A 17,093-nucleotide genomic window follows, 5' to 3' on the forward strand; every position below is an offset into this window, starting at 1 on the left:
CTGTTGCGCGCGGTCGCGCAGCTACTCGCTCTGTGCCCGCGCCGGTCGATCAGTGCTGTGTTTTTTTTGTGGGGGGGGGGGGGGGGCGCCGGGCCCCCCCCCCCCCCCCCCCGCCCCAGGACCCCCGTATCAGACCCCAAGACTTACGACCCTGAGAGGGATTGACGCATAGTGCTCGACGTCAACTTCTTCGACGAGCTCCGGATCGGCCTGGCCACCGCTGACGACATCCGTCAGTGGAGCCACGGCGAGGTCAAGAAGCCCGAGACCATCAACTACCGCACCCTCAAGCCCGAAAAGGACGGACTCTTCTGCGAGAAGATCTTCGGTCCGACCCGGGACTGGGAGTGCTACTGCGGCAAGTACAAGCGCGTCCGCTTCAAGGGCATCATCTGCGAGCGCTGCGGCGTGGAGGTCACGCGCGCCAAGGTGCGCCGTGAGCGGATGGGCCACATCGAGCTGGCCGCTCCCGTCACGCACATCTGGTACTTCAAGGGTGTCCCGAGCCGTCTGGGCTACCTGCTCGACCTGGCTCCCAAGGACCTCGAGAAGGTCATCTACTTCGCCGCGTACATGATCACGTACGTGGACGAGGAGCGCCGCACCCGCGACCTGCCCTCGCTGGAGGCCCACGTCTCCGTCGAGCGCCAGCAGATCGAGAACCGCCGGGACGCCGACCTCGAGGCCCGCGCCAAGAAGCTCGAGACCGACCTCGCCGAGCTCGAGGCCGAGGGCGCCAAGGCCGACGTGCGCCGCAAGGTGCGCGAGGGCGCCGAGCGCGAGATGAAGCAGCTGCGCGACCGTGCGCAGCGCGAGATCGACCGCCTCGACGAGGTGTGGAACCGGTTCAAGAACCTCAAGGTCCAGGACCTCGAGGGCGACGAGCTGCTCTACCGCGAGCTGCGCGACCGCTTCGGCACGTACTTCGACGGTTCGATGGGTGCCGCGGCGCTGCAAAAGCGCCTGGAGTCCTTCGACCTCGAGGAGGAGGCCGAGAGGCTCCGCGAGATCATCCGTACCGGCAAGGGCCAGAAGAAGACCCGTGCGCTCAAGCGCCTCAAGGTGGTCTCCGCGTTCCTGCAGACCTCCAACAGCCCCAAGGGCATGGTGCTGGACTGCGTGCCGGTCATCCCGCCGGACCTGCGTCCGATGGTGCAGCTGGACGGTGGCCGCTTCGCGACCTCCGACCTGAACGACCTGTACCGCCGTGTCATCAACCGCAACAACCGCCTGAAGCGGCTTCTCGACCTCGGCGCGCCCGAGATCATCGTGAACAACGAGAAGCGCATGCTCCAGGAGGCCGTGGACGCGCTCTTCGACAACGGCCGTCGCGGCCGCCCGGTGACTGGCCCCGGCAACCGTCCGCTGAAGTCGCTGTCCGACATGCTCAAGGGCAAGCAGGGCCGCTTCCGTCAGAACCTGCTCGGCAAGCGAGTCGACTACTCGGCGCGTTCCGTGATCGTCGTCGGCCCGCAGCTGAAGCTGCACCAGTGCGGTCTGCCGAAGGCCATGGCGCTGGAGCTCTTCAAGCCGTTCGTGATGAAGCGCCTGGTCGACCTGAACCACGCGCAGAACATCAAGTCGGCCAAGCGCATGGTCGAGCGCGGCCGCACCGTGGTGTACGACGTCCTCGAAGAGGTCATCGCCGAGCACCCGGTGCTGCTGAACCGTGCGCCCACGCTGCACCGCCTCGGCATCCAGGCCTTCGAGCCGCAGCTGGTCGAGGGCAAGGCCATCCAGATCCACCCGCTCGTCTGCACCGCGTTCAACGCGGACTTCGACGGTGACCAGATGGCCGTGCACCTGCCGCTGTCCGCGGAGGCGCAGGCCGAGGCCCGCATCCTGATGCTGTCCTCGAACAACATCCTCAAGCCGGCCGACGGCCGCCCGGTGACGATGCCGACCCAGGACATGGTCCTCGGTCTGTTCTTCCTCACCACCGACGGCGAGATGCGCGACCTCAAGGGCGAGGGCCGTTCCTTCGCCTCGGTCGCCGAGGCGATCATGGCCTTCGACGCGGGCGAGCTGTCGCTCCAGTCGAAGATCGACGTCCGCTTCCCGGTCGGCACCATCCCGCCGCGCGGCTGGACCCCGCCGGCGCGCGAGGAGGGCGAGCCCGAGTGGCAGCAGGGTGACAGCTTCCGGCTGAACACCACCCTGGGCCGTGCGCTCTTCAACGAGCTGCTGCCCGAGGACTACCCGTTCGTCGACTACGAGGTCGGCAAGAAGCAGCTCTCCGAGATCGTCAACGACCTCGCCGAGCGCTACCCGAAGGTCATCGTGGCGGCGACGCTCGACAACCTGAAGGCGGCCGGCTTCTACTGGGCCACCCGTTCCGGTGTCACCGTCGCCATCTCCGACGTCGTCGTTCCCGAGGCGAAGAAGGAGATCGTCCGCGGCTACGAGGCGCAGGACGAGAAGGTCCAGAAGCAGTACGAGCGCGGTCTGATCACCAAGGACGAGCGCACGCAGGAGCTGATCAACATCTGGACCAAGGCGACCAACGAGGTCGCCGAGGCGATGAACGACAACTTCCCGAAGACCAACCCGATCTTCATGATGGTGAGCTCGGGCGCACGAGGCAACATGATGCAGATGCGTCAGATCGCCGGTATGCGTGGTCTGGTGTCGAACGCGAAGAACGAGACGATCCCGCGTCCGATCAAGGCGTCGTTCCGTGAGGGTCTGTCCGTGCTGGAGTACTTCATCTCCACGCACGGTGCCCGTAAGGGTCTGGCGGACACCGCTCTGCGTACCGCCGACTCGGGTTACCTCACCCGTCGTCTGGTCGACGTCTCCCAGGACGTCATCATCCGCGAGGAGGACTGCGGCACCGACCGCGGTCTGCGTCTCAAGATCGCGACCCGGGACGCGGAGGGCGTGCTCCGCAAGGAGGGCGACGTCGAGACGTCCGTGTACGCGCGCTGCCTCGCCGAGGACATCGTCGTCGACGGGCAGGTGCTGGCCCCGGCCGGCACCGACCTGGGCGACGTCCTCATCGAGGAGCTCGTCTCCCGCGGCGTCGAGGAGGTCAAGACCCGCTCGGTCCTGACCTGCGAGTCCGCCGTCGGCACCTGCGCGATGTGCTACGGCCGTTCGCTGGCCACGGGCAAGCTGGTCGACATCGGTGAGGCGGTCGGCATCATCGCCGCCCAGTCCATCGGTGAGCCCGGCACCCAGCTGACGATGCGTACCTTCCACACCGGTGGTGTGGCCGGTGACGACATCACCCAGGGTCTGCCGCGTGTCGTCGAGCTCTTCGAGGCCCGTACCCCGAAGGGTGTCGCCCCGATCTCCGAGGCCTCCGGCCGCGTGCGGATCGAGGAGACGGAGAAGACGAAGAAGATCGTCGTCACCCCGGACGACGGCAGCGACGAGACGGCGTACCCGATCTCGAAGCGCGCCAAGGTCCTGGTCTCCGAGGGCGACCACGTCGAGGTGGGCCAGCAGCTCACCGTGGGTGCCACCAACCCGCACGACGTGCTGCGCATCCTGGGTCAGCGTGCCGTCCAGGTCCACCTGGTCGGCGAGGTCCAGAAGGTCTACAACTCGCAGGGCGTGTCGATCCACGACAAGCACATCGAGATCATCATCCGGCAGATGCTGCGCCGGGTGACGATCATCGAGTCCGGCGACGCCGAGCTGCTGCCCGGCGAGCTGGTCGAGCGCTCGAAGTTCGAGCAGGAGAACCGTCGTGTGGTCCAGGAGGGCGGACACCCGGCCTCCGGCCGTCCGCAGCTGATGGGTATCACCAAGGCCTCGCTGGCGACGGAGTCCTGGCTGTCGGCCGCCTCCTTCCAGGAGACGACCCGAGTCCTGACGGACGCGGCGATCAACGCCAAGTCCGACAGCCTCATCGGCCTCAAGGAGAACGTCATCATCGGTAAGCTCATCCCGGCCGGTACGGGGCTGTCCCGCTACCGCAACATCCGGGTCGAGCCGACCGAGGAGGCCAAGGCCGCGATGTACTCGGCCGTCGGCTACGACGACATCGACTACTCGCCGTTCGGCACCGGCTCCGGCCAGGCCGTTCCGCTGGAGGACTACGACTACGGTCCTTACAACCAGTAAGCGGGTCGCTTGACCCGAAGGGCGGTCACTCCGTACGGGGTGGCCGCCCTTCGGCATGCCGGGACATGGGAGGGTCGGTGGAACCAATCTCCCGGTACGGTGCGTTCAAGTGGGTGAAACAGCACATAGGGACATCTGTCCCGCCCCCGGGAGGCAGCCGTGTCGTACCCGACTCCGTGGCAGGGCAACCCGTTGCAGGGCCCCGGCGGTCCGTCGATGCTGGCCTCGCACGCCGACCGTGAGCGCGCGGTGGACGTCCTGCGGGCCGGGTACGGCGAGGGCAGGCTGGACCACCCCGAGTTCGAGAAGCGCGTCGCCCGGGCCTACTCGGCCCGCACCGTGGCGGAGCTGTCGCTGCTGGTCGCCGATCTGCCGCAGGGCCCTGTGCCGCAGCCGGTGGCGGCCGCCGGGCCGGTCCCGGCGACCTTCGTGCCCCGGCCGCACCCGAGGACCAACGGCAAGGCGATCGCCTCGATGGTCTGCGGCGTCCTGTGCGTGGCCACCGGTGGGCTCACCGGGCTTCCGGCCGTGATCCTCGGCCATGTCGCGCAGTCGGAGATACGCCGCACCGGCGAGGGCGGTGACGGCTTCGCCCTCACGGGGCTGGTGCTCGGCTGGCTGTCGGTCGCCGGCTGGGCGGTGTTCCTGAGCCTGGTCGCCCTGCTGGCCGTGCTGGCGGGTTCCTCCTGACCGCGCCGACGCGCCCACGGGCTCGGGCGCGGAGTTCAGCGGCTCGGCTGGAGATACGGCTGCAGGTGGTGCAGCCGGGTGTAGTAGTCCGGGTGCGAGGACAGCAGCTTGCTCACCGGGGTCTCGGCGACCGGCGTACCTCCGTTGGCCGCGGTCAGCGCCGCGATCTGCTGCTGCTCCTGGTGGTGCAGCTTCTCCAGTACGGCGGCCAGCATCGGGGCGAAGCCGAGCGCGGCGGCGTGCTGGTCGGCGCGCAGCTCGGAGCGTCGTCCGACGGCGGCGAGCGCGTAGGGCATGCCGAGGATCAGCAGCGGCAGACCGTACAGGGTGCTGATCGTGGCGAGCGCGATGGCGCCGGCGAACACGCCGAAGAACAGGACGCCGAAGCAGGAGAACACCCGAGACACCCGGAACATGAACCCGGTGACCGCGCGCAGCACCCGCCAGGCGATCCGGCCGGGCAGCGCGTACCAGTAGCCGAGCAGCCCGGACCAGGCGTGACCGCCGACGTGGTGGCCCAGCTCGTGGGCCATGACGGCGGCCAACTCGCCGTTGGGCAGCTGGTTCATGGCGAACCGGGTGACGCCGACGATGTGTCCGGCCGCGGCGACCGCGTTGAGGCTGTCGCTGTCCTCGACCCACAGCTCGTAGTTCCGGCCCTCGACGCCCGCGCGAGCGGTCACCGTGCGCCAGACCGGCTCGATTTTGGCTCTTTCCTGCGGCGTGGGGTAGCGCAGACGGAGCAGATGGCGCGCGAGGGCGCTTTCGGTCGGGCGGTGGAACACGAGTGCGCCGCTGGCGAGCCAGGCGAGGAGGACCAGGATGCCGAGACCTCCGAAGAGCAGCGAGACCATGCCCATGACGACCAGACTGCACAGGAAGTTCGGCAGGTAGAGCAGCAGATTGCCGAAGGCGGTGGCGTCGGTGCGGCGCTGATGGGCGGAGACGTGGGTCCGGCCTCGGTCGGTGCTGATGTGGTGCGGGTGCAGCGGGGAGTCGGGCGCCGGGGGCGGAGTGGGCTGCGGGTACTGCGGCGCCTGCGGAGGGATCTGGGGCTGGGGTGTGGGCTGTGGCGGGTACTGCTGGGCCCCCGGTGTCGGGTACTGGGGTGCCTGCGGGTACTGCGGGGGGACGGCGAACAGGGGCCCGGGCGGGGTCTGCGGTGCGGGCTGCCCGGGATACGGCGGCGGCGGGTACTGCGGCGGGACCTGCGCCGCCCCCGGCTGGTGGGGCCGGCCGGTCGGCTCGGGGTAGTCCGGCGGGGTCGGCGGGGGCTGGGTCATGGTGCTTCCTTCGCTTGACGTGAGCGGTGGCCGACCCGTGGGTCAGCCGATCAGCAGGGAGGCGGGCAGCAGGAGCGTCCCGGTGCAGAAGGCGATCAGGCCGGTGCGGATCCACTGGTGCTTGCGCCAGGCGATCCGGCTCGTCTCCGTGAGCGCCGCCGTCAGCGCGGCCACCGGATCGGCCTCCGTGTCGGCGAGCGCGGTGTCCAGGCGGCCCGCCTTGACGGCCCGTTGGATGTCCCCGAAGTACGACAGCGGTTGCCCGAGGACCCACGCCCCGCTGCGATAGCGGGGCAGTACGGCCAGCAGCAGCGCGAACAGGGAGAGGGCGAGGGAGAAGGTCCCGGCCCACCACACCGCCGCGCCGGTCGTCGACAGGGCGTCCGGCGACCAGTCCCGTCCGGCAAGCAGTCCGCTGAACACACCCGCGGTGATGCCGAGGGCGGCGACCAGGACGGCTGCCTTGCTGTCGGCGCGGGCGATCTCGGTGCGCAGGTCCGCCAGCAGCCGCTCGCACAGCTGCGTACGGGCCGCAGCGGGGTCGGGGGTGTCCGCGGCCGCCGTCGTCGGGGCGGGCACCGGGTCGGCTGTCACCGGCCCTCCCCCTCACCGGTGTCGCCCTCCGCGGCGCCCTCCGGCTGCCCTGAGTGACTGTCGGCGGGCGGGGCGGTCGGTGCGGGATGCCCCGGCGCGGTGGGCGTCGTGCCGTACCCGGGCGGCGGCTGCCACGCGGGCGCGGGGGGCGCGGGGGTGTACGGCGGGGCCGTCGGCGGTGCGCCCGGTGGGGTCGGGGCACCCGTGCCCGCGCCCGGAGCCGGGGCGGGGCCGGGGTGGTCCGCCGGGGGAAGCAGGGGCGGGTTCTGGGGAACGCCCGGGAGGCGCTGGTTGAGGATGTCGCTGACGGTGCGCAACGCCAGTTCCTTGGGGCCCTCCAGCTCGAACTTCTCCGCGCCCTCGCTCCCCAGCAGTTCCTTCACCAGTTCCATCTGTGCCTGGATCATGCGGAGTTGGTCCTCACGCATGCTGCTCATCACCAGGTGCGAGTCCTCCGGGTGCTGGGCGAGGTGGAGCGCCCAGGACCGCACACCGCCCTGCGACAGATGCCACTCGTAGAACTCGATCTTCCGGGCCTCGATCTGCTGAAGCTCCAGCAGTTGCTGCCCCTTCAGCAAAGCCTGCTCGTGCTGCCAGCGCTGCTGCTGCAGGGCCAGTTCCTGCTGCCGTCGCCCGTACTCCATGGCCCGTTGGAGCTGCAGCTGGTCCTGCTGCCGGTGGCGCTGGTCCATCTCGACGTCGACCTGCATGCCCTGCTGTGCCGTGCGGATCTGCTCGGCCGCGGAGTGGTCGATCGCCTGGAGTCGCTGCTGGTGGTCGATGTTCGCCTGGTCGCGGCGCAGTCGCAGCGTCCAGGTGACCTGGAGCCCTGCCGTCGCGCCGAGCGGTCCGACGAGCATGACCGCCCGCAGCAGCTCCCGCTCGGCCGCGCCGCTGTCGGCGACGGCGAAGCCGCGGGTGACCGGCCGGGCCGCCTGCTGCAACTCGCCGATGAGCAGCGCGGGCACGTCCCTGATTCCGCTCGCCACGAACCGTGCCGCGTCCAGCACCTGCCAGGAGACGTCCACCTCGGCCGTGAACTCGAACGCGTCGTTGTCGCTCGGCAGGGTGAGGGTGTCGGTGAAGGGATGGACACCCATGTCCACCTCGTACACCGCCGTGTACCGGCGGGCCGCGATCTCGCTGCGGCTCGGCCGGGTCGGCGGGGGATAGGCCTCGTACCCGCCCTTCGGGGTGGAGAAGACCAGCGCGTGGTCGATGCGGACCACGTGCTTCAGGGACAGCTCGAAGCGGGAGAGTTGCCGCACGGTGAGCACCGGGTCGATCAGCCGCGTATGCCGGTCGGCGGACTGCTGCCACTCGGGCGGGCGGTGGAAGGAAGGCATGGGGCGTCTTTCGTCAGCTAGGTGGGAGCGTGCTCAGCAGACGGGCGGCCACCTCCGGCGGGGGGTTGCCGTCCTCGCCGGGCATGGTGCGCAGCAGATGGCTCAGCCGCTGGTACTCGGTCGGGGTGGTGACGAGCCTCGGCAGCAGCGCGGCGAGGGCCCATTCGGTGGTCGTGGAGCGGCTCGCGGCGAGCACCCAGTCACGCAGCGAGTCGAGCGCGAGCCGGGTGCATGCGGGATCGCCGAGGGCTACTCGCCACAGGCGCGCGATGCCCTCGGCCACGGTCCGGTCGCCGGCGGTGGCGGCGTCGGCGTACCACTGGAGGACCAGCGGGGTGCCGTACCGCTGGTCGTCCTCGGTCTGGCGGCAGGCGTTGACGAAGCCGCCGAGCGACAGGTCGCGCACGGCCCGCTCGTCGTCGAGGTGGCCGAGCAGGTCGTCGAGCACCTCGGAGGATGCGGGGGAGAGCAGCAACAGCTCCACGGCCTCGGCCAGTTCCCGCGCCATCTCCACGTCGAAGTCGTCCGGGTCGCCGAAGCGCTTGTACAGCTCGCGGGCGGCGTCGCGCAGCGCGGCGAGCGCCTGCGCCGGCCGTTCCGGCCCGATCAGCGCGTACGCCCGGACGGCCACCCAGCGCAGCCGGCGGTCCCCGGCGGTGGACCAGGCGTCGAGGATGCGCGGGATGTTGGGTGTGCCGATGTGGTGGGCGAGGGTGAGCGAGTTGACGGCGACGAGCCGGTGGCGGAACCGGTTCGACGTCGCCCACGGCTCGATGACCAGCGCCATCGCCGAGGGCAGGTCGGTGCGGGCGAGGACGGCGACGGTGGACGCGGCGCGGGTGCGTACGAGGGGCCGGCCGTCGTCGGCGAGGTGGCGCAGCCAGGCGATCAGCGCGGGCCGGGCCGACGGGTGGCCCGTCCACACTTCCCGCAGCAGCACCAGGGAGGCCCGCTCGTCGTGGAACGCGGCCTTCGTCTGGGTGACCGGGCCCCACTCGGTGTGCTCCTCGTCCTGGTAGCGGCGGGCGCGGGCGAGCTGGAGGCGCTTACCGATGTGGGTGCCGAAGACGGGGATCTCGGGGACGCGGGACCGGTTCTCGGTCTGCTGGAGGAAGCCGTAGAGCAGGTCGCTGAGTTCGGCGGTGAGCGCGTACGGCCCGTCGTCGAAGGCGGCGAGCGCGATGAGGAACGCCTTGTCGCGCAGGTGGACGGCGCCCTCGTCCTCCTCGAACCACTCCTGGACCTGGCTCTCCAGCGATACGAGCGAGAAGTCGGCGACCGCCTGTTCGGTGACCTCCCCCGCGGCGTACCGGCCGAGGAGCTGGGCGAACGCGGCGACCTCGCGCAACTGGTGGCCGTGGTGCAGGAACTCCTTGACGTCCGGGAGGCCCAGCAGGCGTGCGACGGTCTCCTCGGTGGTGCGGGTGCGCAGATGTGCGGCCAGTACGTCCTCGGCCGCGGGCGGCCGCCAGTCGGCGGCGGACACGTCGTCCTCCAGGACGGCGGTGGGGCCGACGGTGATCACCGCGTAGGCGTTCTGCTCGGCGAGCCGGTCGGCGGCGCCGAGCAGATGGGTCTCGCGCAGGGCGTTGCCGCGGCGGGTCTCCAGGTCGCACAGCACGTAGCCGCGCGCGGTGTCCGTGCCGCCGGCCGTGTCGTCGCGTGCGGTGAAGCGGTCGGCGAGGGAGCCGGGGCCGGTCTCACGGTCGAGGGCGACCACGGGGTCGGCGCCGAGCCGGTGCAGCAGCATCAGGGCGGCCGTGCGGCGGCCGGTGAAGCGGGCGCCGGACAGCACCAGGACGCGGTCGCGGCGCAGCCGCTCCACGAGGTCGTCGAACATGTCGCCGGCGGTGACGAAGGAGGCGGCGAGCCGTTCCAGGGTGCCGCGCGGGATCTCGCCGGAGGCGGAGGCGGCCGTGGACAGCCCCGGGAACGACCAGTGGTGGACCGTCTTGGTGCCCATGACCACGTCGCCGGTGACCCGGCCGCCGGAGACGCCGTGCTGGTCGCCTTCGGTGTAGCCGCCCCCGAACCGGGAGTGCGTGCCGACCTTCATGGTGCGCGGGCTGTGGTCCACCAGGTCACGCCGGGCCGACCACGCGTTCTGCGGCTGGTCGCGTTCGCCGGACTCCTCGGCGGAGCCGTCAACGGGAGCCTCGTCGGGGGCGGTCTCGCCCGGCGGGGAAGCGGCTTCGGGGCCGCCGCCGGCCGGGGGTTCCTGTCCGCTCACGGCCGCTCGCCCCGCTCCGTCTTGCTGCCCAGGACGACGTCGCCGGTGACCCGGCCGCCGGAGACGCCGTGCTGGTCGCCGGCGACGTAACCGCCGCCGAAGCTCACCGTGCCGCCGCTGATGTCCAGGACCGGGCCCGGCGCCGGGGCTCCCCGATGTCCGGCCGGCGCCGGGCGGCTCTGGTGAGGACCGTCCTCCGATGCGGACGCGGCCGGCGCCGGGCGGTCCCCCGACCCGCCCGGCGCCTCCCCCGCCCCCCGGTCACCGCGGTCCTGGGAATCCCCGCTCCGGTCGGGCGAGCCTGCCGGTACGGGGCCGTGCAGCCACGCCGCCAGCGGGCCGTTCTTGCTGTCCACCGTCACGCGGTGGAACTCGGCGGCCGGGACCCCCGCGTGGTCGTGCCGTACGACACCGGTGTAGACGGAGTCCGAGACGCACAGGGCGAAGTCGTCGGCGCGTTCGCGCAGGGCCGCGCGCAGCAGGGCGGCGTCCAGCAGGCGGCAGGCGTGGTTCAGGTCGGAGCCGACCCAGCCGTCGTGGCGGTCGACGGCCACGTATCCGGCGGCGACGACACCGCGGAGCCGGATCTGCGCGGAGCGGGACGCCATCCGGTTGACGGCCCGCAACTGCGCGGGCACCCCGGTGAGCAGGGCCCGCAGCAGCGCCGTGACCGGGGCGTTGGCGTCGATCAGCTCCATCACGGAGTCGCCGCGGTCGGCCCGCATGCGCAGGGTCTCGTCGATGCCGGCGGTCTCCAGCGCGCGGTCGGTGACGTCGTAGAGCATGCGCCGCAGATACGCCTGCTCCACGTCGTCCCGGTCGCTGAACCTCTCGATGTCCAGCAACAGGATCGTGCGGCTCACGGGGTCGGTCATGGTCGCCCTTCGAGGCAGTGGGGTGGCCGTGCAGGCAGCAGAGTGGCGGGAGCGGGGGGTGGGGTGTGAGGGCGTATGACCCATTGGAAGTGTGAACGTGTGCACAGAGCGCGGTGCTGGTGCTGGTGCTGCGCGGGGCGACTGCCCGCAGCGTGGGCCTGTCCGGCGGATGAAGTCGGGGAAAGGGGCGGCGCCGCGCAATCCAGGCGAGCGGGGTCTGGTGCGTCCAGCTGCAAGGCGGAGGAGGGAGTCGGCGACCGACGACAACGCCGTAGATGGGGTATTCAGACCCCGCGTCCCCGGCATGATTCGCCGCCCTAAGCCCGTGGGGACGGGATGCCGGTGGTCGGCTGGTCCGTGGCGGCGATTCTGCGGAGGATGCCGGGGCGGAGGATCAGCAGGGTGCGGCGGCCGGTCGAGACGGCCTCCTTCTCGCGCAGTTCGCGCAGCAGACGCTGGACCATCTCCCGCGACGCGCCGACCGAACCCGCGAGCTCCTGCTTGCTGAGCGGAACGGCGAGCTCGATGCCCTCGGCGGTGCGGCGGCCGTGGCTGCGGGCCAGATCCAGCAGGAGCACCGCGAAGCGCTGGCGGACGCTCATCGACGCGAACTCCAGGCGCCGCCGGTCGGCCGCCCGGGTGCGGTCCGCCGTGAGGCCGAGAAGGGCGAAGGACACCGCGGGGGAGTGGCCCAGGAAGTCCTTGAAACGCCCGTGCTCCACGGCCACCGCCCGCACCGGCTCCAGCGCGGTCACCGTCGCCGAGCGCGGGCGCCCGGTCAGCGCCGCCGACTCGCCGACGACGTCCCCGGCGCCGCGCAGGGCGAGCAGCGCCTCGTAGCCGTTGGCCGCCGCGGCGGTGACCTTGGTCCAGCCCTGCACCAGGAACAGGACGTGGGAAGAGGGCTCGCGCTGGTGCAGCAGGACGACCCGGGGAGCGAACCGCAGCTCGCGGCCGAGCGCGAGCAGCGCGGTCCGTTCCTGGCTCTCCAGGCGGGCCAGGAACGGCACCCGGTCCTCCAGATTGCCGTCGTCCGTGCCGTGCGACGCCGATGTCATCAGGCTGAACCCCCGTTCGTCTGCGGCGGACGGATCAAAGTACTGACCGCCGCATGTGTAAAGGGCGTGATCCGGCCAACATGGGATATCGGCCACGGATCGGCCGGGGAGCGGCTACGGACGGCCAGGGAGCCCGTACGGTGGGGTTCGCGGGACCGGCGGGGCGAAGGGGGAGAAGTCCGGCGTGTCGGGCCGCGCTCCATTTGTTTTGACCGGAGTCCGTGAGCTAGGTACGCTCAGACCTTGTGCCTGGGGTGTGCCCTGGCCCTCGTGCGTGCCATCACACCGCACCGGGGGCTGAGAAACGGCCACCGCAATTCAGCGCCTTCTTCTGCCTTGCGGTGGGAGTCCGCCGGATTCGACACACCCGACCGCGTGGGTCGGCGATGTTCCAGGTTAGCTGTACCCATCGGCACACAGAAACCGGAGAAGTAGTGCCTACGATCCAGCAGCTGGTCCGTAAGGGCCGGCAGGACAAGGTCGAGAAGAACAAGACGCCCGCACTCGAGGGTTCCCCTCAGCGCCGTGGCGTCTGCACGCGTGTGTTCACGACCACCCCGAAGAAGCCGAACTCGGCCCTGCGTAAGGTCGCGCGTGTGCGTCTGACCAGCGGGATCGAGGTCACGGCCTACATTCCGGGTGAGGGACACAACCTGCAGGAGCACTCCATCGTGCTCGTGCGCGGCGGCCGTGTGAAGGACCTGCCGGGTGTTCGCTACAAGATCATCCGTGGCTCGCTCGACACCCAGGGTGTCAAGAACCGCAAGCAGGCTCGCAGCCGTTACGGCGCCAAGAAGGAGAAGTAAGAATGCCTCGTAAGGGCCCCGCCCCGAAGCGCCCGGTCATCATCGACCCGGTCTACGGTTCTCCTCTGGTGACCTCCCTGATCAACAAGGTGCTGCTGAACGGCAAGCGCTCCACCGCCGAGCGCATCGTCTACGGCGCCATGGAGGGCCTGCGCGAGAAGACCGGCAACGACCCGGTCATCACGCTGAAGCGCGCTCTCGAGAACATCAAGCCGACCCTCGAGGTCAAGTCCCGCCGTGTCGGTGGCGCCACCTACCAGGTGCCGGTCGAGGTCAAGCCCGGCCGCGCCAACACCCTGGCGCTGCGCTGGCTGGTCGGTTACTCCCGCGCCCGTCGCGAGAAGACCATGACCGAGCGTCTGCTCAACGAGCTCCTCGACGCCAGCAACGGCCTCGGTGCCGCTGTGAAGAAGCGCGAGGACACGCACAAGATGGCCGAGTCCAACAAGGCCTTCGCGCACTACCGCTGGTAGTCGCAGTCCACATCGAGACCGAGAGAAGACTGAAGCCTTATGGCTACCACTTCGCTTGACCTGGCCAGGGTCCGCAACATCGGGATCATGGCCCACATCGACGCGGGCAAGACGACCACCACCGAGCGGATCCTGTTCTACACCGGCGTTTCGTACAAGATCGGTGAGGTCCACGACGGCGCTGCCACCATGGACTGGATGGAGCAGGAGCAGGAGCGTGGCATCACGATCACCTCTGCTGCCACCACCTGCCACTGGCCGCTGGAAGACGTCGACCACACCATCAACATCATCGACACGCCGGGCCACGTCGACTTCACCGTCGAGGTGGAGCGTTCCCTGCGCGTACTCGACGGTGCCGTGACGGTGTTCGACGGCGTCGCCGGCGTCGAGCCCCAGTCCGAGACCGTGTGGCGTCAGGCGGACCGCTACGGCGTTCCGCGTATCTGCTTCGTCAACAAGCTCGACCGCACCGGTGCCGAGTTCCACCGCTGCGTCGACATGATCAGCGACCGCCTCGGTGCACAGCCGCTGGTCATGCAGCTGCCGATCGGTGCCGAGGCCGACTTCAAGGGCGTCGTCGACCTGGTGACGATGAAGGCCTTCGTGTGGTCCGCCGAGGCGGCCAAGGGCGAGATGTACGACATCGTCGACATCCCGGCCACGCACACCGAGGCTGCCGAGGAGTACCGCGGCAAGCTGCTCGAGGCCGTCGCCGAGAACGACGAGGAGCTGATGGAGCTGTACCTGGAGGGCACCGAGCCCTCCGTGGAGCAGCTGTACGCGGCGATCCGCCGTATCACCATCGCGTCGGGCAAGAGCGACAGCACCACCGTCACCCCCGTCTTCTGCGGCACCGCGTTCAAGAACAAGGGCGTTCAGCCCCTGCTCGACGCGGTCGTGCGTTACCTGCCCTCCCCGCTCGACGTCGAGGCCATCGAAGGCCACGACCCGAAGGACGCGGAGAAGGTCGTCGCGCGCAAGCCGTCGGAGGAGGAGCCCCTCGCCGCGCTGGCGTTCAAGATCATGAGCGACCCGCACCTCGGCAAGCTCACCTTCGTCCGCGTGTACTCCGGCCGTCTGGAGTCCGGCACCCAGGTGCTGAACTCCGTGAAGGGCAAGAAGGAGCGCATCGGCAAGATCTACCGCATGCACGCCAACAAGCGTGAGGAGATCGAGTCGGTGGGCGCCGGTGACATCGTCGCCGTCATGGGTCTGAAGCAGACCACCACCGGTGAGACGCTGTCCGACGACAAGAGCCCGGTCATCCTGGAGTCCATGGACTTCCCGGCGCCGGTCATCCAGGTCGCCATCGAGCCCAAGTCGAAGGGCGACCAGGAGAAGCTCGGCGTCGCGATCCAGCGCCTGGCCGAGGAGGACCCGTCGTTCCAGGTCCACTCGGACGAGGAGACCGGTCAGACCATCATCGGCGGTATGGGCGAGCTGCACCTCGAGGTGCTGGTCGACCGTATGCGCCGTGAGTTCAAGGTCGAGGCCAACGTCGGTAAGCCGCAGGTCGCCTACCGTGAGACGATCCGCAAGACCGTCGAGCGCGTGGACTACACCCACAAGAAGCAGACCGGTGGTACCGGTCAGTTCGCCAAGGTGCAGATCGCGATCGAGCCGATCGAGGGCGGCGACGCCTCGTACGAGTTCGTGAACAAGGTGACCGGTGGCCGTATCCCGAAGGAGTACATCCCTTCGGTGGACGCCGGTGCCCAGGAGGCCATGCAGTTCGGCATCCTGGCCGGCTACGAGATGACGGGCGTCCGCGTTACGCTCCTCGACGGCGGCTACCACGAGGTCGACTCCTCCGAGCTCGCGTTCAAGATCGCCGGTTCGCAGGCCTTCAAGGAGGCCGCGCGCAAGGCTTCGCCCGTGCTCCTGGAGCCGATGATGGCCGTCGAGGTCACCACGCCCGAGGACTACATGGGTGAGGTCATCGGCGACATCAACTCCCGCCGTGGCCAGATCCAGGCCATGGAGGAGCGGGCTGGTGCCCGCGTCGTGAAGGGTCTCGTGCCCCTCTCGGAGATGTTCGGCTACGTCGGCGACCTGCGCAGCAAGACGTCCGGCCGTGCCAGCTACTCCATGCAGTTCGACTCCTACGCCGAGGTTCCGCGGAACGTCGCCGAGGAGATCATCGCGAAGGCCAAGGGCGAGTAACGGACTCCGTTTAACGGACCCCGTTCACACGCTTTAGGCTTGACCCCGGAGCCTGCAAGTGGGCATTCCGTCACCAACCCGGCGGAATGCCCCGGGCCCGGGTTTCCCAGCAAAGATCACCTGGCGCCGATGAAGTAAGGCGTACAGAACCACTCCACAGGAGGACCCCAGTGGCGAAGGCGAAGTTCGAGCGGACTAAGCCGCACGTCAACATCGGCACCATCGGTCACATCGACCACGGTAAGACGACCCTCACGGCCGCCATTACCAAGGTGCTGCACGACGCGTACCCGGACCTGAACGAGGCCTCGGCCTTCGACCAGATCGACAAGGCTCCCGAGGAGCGCCAGCGCGGTATCACCATCTCCATCGCGCACGTCGAGTACCAGACCGAGACGCGTCACTACGCCCACGTCGACTGCCCCGGTCACGCGGACTACATCAAGAACATGATCACGGGTGCGGCGCAGATGGACGGCGCCATCCTCGTGGTCGCCGCCACCGACGGCCCGATGCCGCAGACCAAGGAGCACGTGCTCCTGGCCCGCCAGGTCGGCGTTCCCTACATCGTCGTCGCCCTGAACAAGGCCGACATGGTGGACGACGAGGAGATCCTGGAGCTCGTCGAGCTCGAGGTGCGTGAGCTCCTCTCCGAGTACGAGTTCCCGGGCGACGACGTTCCGGTCGTCAAGGTCTCCGCTCTGAAGGCCCTCGAGGGCGACAAGGAGTGGGGCAACTCGGTCCTCGAGCTGATGAAGGCCGTGGACGAGTCCATCCCGGAGCCCGAGCGCGACGTCGACAAGCCGTTCCTGATGCCGATCGAGGACGTCTTCACGATCACCGGTCGTGGCACCGTCGTCACCGGTCGTATCGAGCGCGGTATCCTCAAGGTCAACGAGACCGTCGACATCATCGGCATCAAGCCGGAGAAGACCACCACCACGGTCACCGGCATCGAGATGTTCCGCAAGCTGCTCGACGAGGGCCAGGCCGGTGAGAACGTCGGTCTGCTGCTCCGCGGCATCAAGCGCGAGGACGTCGAGCGCGGCCAGGTCATCATCAAGCCGGGCTCGGTCACCCCGCACACCGAGTTCGAGGCCCAGGCCTACATCCTGTCGAAGGACGAGGGTGGCCGCCACACCCCGTTCTTCAACAACTACCGCCCGCAGTTCTACTTCCGTACGACGGACGTGACCGGCGTCGTGACCCTCCCCGAGGGCACCGAGATGGTCATGCCGGGTGACAACACCGAGATGAAGGTGGAGCTCATCCAGCCCGTCGCCATGGAGGAGGGCCTCAAGTTCGCCATCCGTGAGGGTGGCCGGACCGTGGGCGCCGGCCAGGTCACCAAGATCAACAAGTGAGCTTGCTGATCTGACCTGGTAGCTCCTGCTGCGAGCACCTGAGAGGGCCCGCACGACTTCGGTCGTGCGGGCCCTTTCGCTTGGCTGAGGCGCTGAAGCCGTCAACCTGCCGCCATGCGGATCGCTCGATCGCATGA

12 protein-coding genes are annotated in these 17,093 nt (G+C 69.5%); 6 read left to right on the forward strand and 6 right to left on the reverse strand.

Annotated elements, in window-relative coordinates:
* Positions 1-171: 171 nt before the first annotated feature.
* Positions 172-4,071 carry a DNA-directed RNA polymerase subunit beta' gene (locus AB0L56_RS00685; RefSeq protein ID WP_365417426.1) on the forward strand — a complete coding sequence of 1,300 codons (3,900 nt, stop codon included), beginning with the start codon at positions 172-174 and terminating at the stop codon, positions 4,069-4,071.
* 159 nt (positions 4,072-4,230) lie between these two features.
* Positions 4,231-4,761 (forward strand): DUF1707 and DUF4190 domain-containing protein, encoded by a 531-nt coding sequence (locus AB0L56_RS00690; RefSeq protein ID WP_365417428.1) that lies wholly within the window; start codon positions 4,231-4,233, stop codon positions 4,759-4,761.
* Between the two features lie 35 nt (positions 4,762-4,796).
* Here the strand turns inward: AB0L56_RS00690 and AB0L56_RS00695 are convergent, their stop codons facing one another.
* The 6 genes from AB0L56_RS00695 to AB0L56_RS00720 form a co-directional block, all read right to left on the reverse strand.
* A complete protein-coding gene (locus AB0L56_RS00695; protein WP_365417431.1) occupies positions 4,797-6,044 on the reverse strand; it encodes a M48 family metalloprotease in 1,248 nt (415 codons plus the stop codon).
* A 42-nt stretch (positions 6,045-6,086) separates the two neighbouring features.
* Positions 6,087-6,563, reverse strand: a complete 477-nt coding sequence (locus AB0L56_RS00700; RefSeq protein WP_365418794.1) for a Pycsar system effector family protein — start codon at positions 6,561-6,563, stop codon at positions 6,087-6,089.
* 71 nt (positions 6,564-6,634) lie between these two features.
* Positions 6,635-7,984 carry a hypothetical protein gene (locus AB0L56_RS00705; RefSeq protein WP_365417434.1) on the reverse strand — a complete coding sequence of 450 codons (1,350 nt, stop codon included), beginning with the start codon at positions 7,982-7,984 and terminating at the stop codon, positions 6,635-6,637.
* 13 nt (positions 7,985-7,997) lie between these two features.
* Positions 7,998-10,214: a hypothetical protein gene (locus AB0L56_RS00710; RefSeq protein ID WP_365417437.1), complete on the reverse strand. Its 2,217-nt coding sequence runs from the start codon at positions 10,212-10,214 to the stop codon at positions 7,998-8,000.
* Positions 10,211-11,089 carry a hypothetical protein gene (locus AB0L56_RS00715; protein WP_365417440.1) on the reverse strand — a complete coding sequence of 293 codons (879 nt, stop codon included), beginning with the start codon at positions 11,087-11,089 and terminating at the stop codon, positions 10,211-10,213. Before AB0L56_RS00715 ends, AB0L56_RS00710 begins: the two co-directional genes overlap by 4 nt.
* 317 nt (positions 11,090-11,406) lie before the next feature.
* Positions 11,407-12,147 (reverse strand): Crp/Fnr family transcriptional regulator, encoded by a 741-nt coding sequence (locus tag AB0L56_RS00720; RefSeq protein WP_365417443.1) that lies wholly within the window; start codon positions 12,145-12,147, stop codon positions 11,407-11,409.
* A 434-nt stretch (positions 12,148-12,581) separates the two neighbouring features.
* Here AB0L56_RS00720 and rpsL point away from each other — a divergent pair, with 434 nt between their 5' ends.
* The 4 genes from rpsL (at position 12,582) to tuf (ending at position 16,956) form a co-directional block, all read left to right on the forward strand.
* Entirely contained in the window at positions 12,582-12,953 is a 372-nt protein-coding gene (rpsL, locus tag AB0L56_RS00725) for a 30S ribosomal protein S12 (RefSeq protein ID WP_003948652.1), read from the forward strand.
* 2 nt (positions 12,954-12,955) lie between these two features.
* Entirely contained in the window at positions 12,956-13,426 is a 471-nt protein-coding gene (gene rpsG / locus AB0L56_RS00730) for a 30S ribosomal protein S7 (RefSeq protein WP_003998848.1), read from the forward strand.
* Between the two features lie 39 nt (positions 13,427-13,465).
* A complete protein-coding gene (gene fusA, locus AB0L56_RS00735; protein ID WP_361031327.1) occupies positions 13,466-15,592 on the forward strand; it encodes an elongation factor G in 2,127 nt (708 codons plus the stop codon).
* Between the two features lie 170 nt (positions 15,593-15,762).
* Positions 15,763-16,956: an elongation factor Tu gene (gene tuf, locus AB0L56_RS00740; protein ID WP_361031330.1), complete on the forward strand. Its 1,194-nt coding sequence runs from the start codon at positions 15,763-15,765 to the stop codon at positions 16,954-16,956.
* Positions 16,957-17,093 lie beyond the last annotated feature (137 nt).

The sequence above is a fragment of the Streptomyces sp. NPDC052079 genome, assembly GCF_040680275.1.
Taxonomy (GTDB): Bacteria; Actinomycetota; Actinomycetes; order Streptomycetales; family Streptomycetaceae; genus Streptomyces.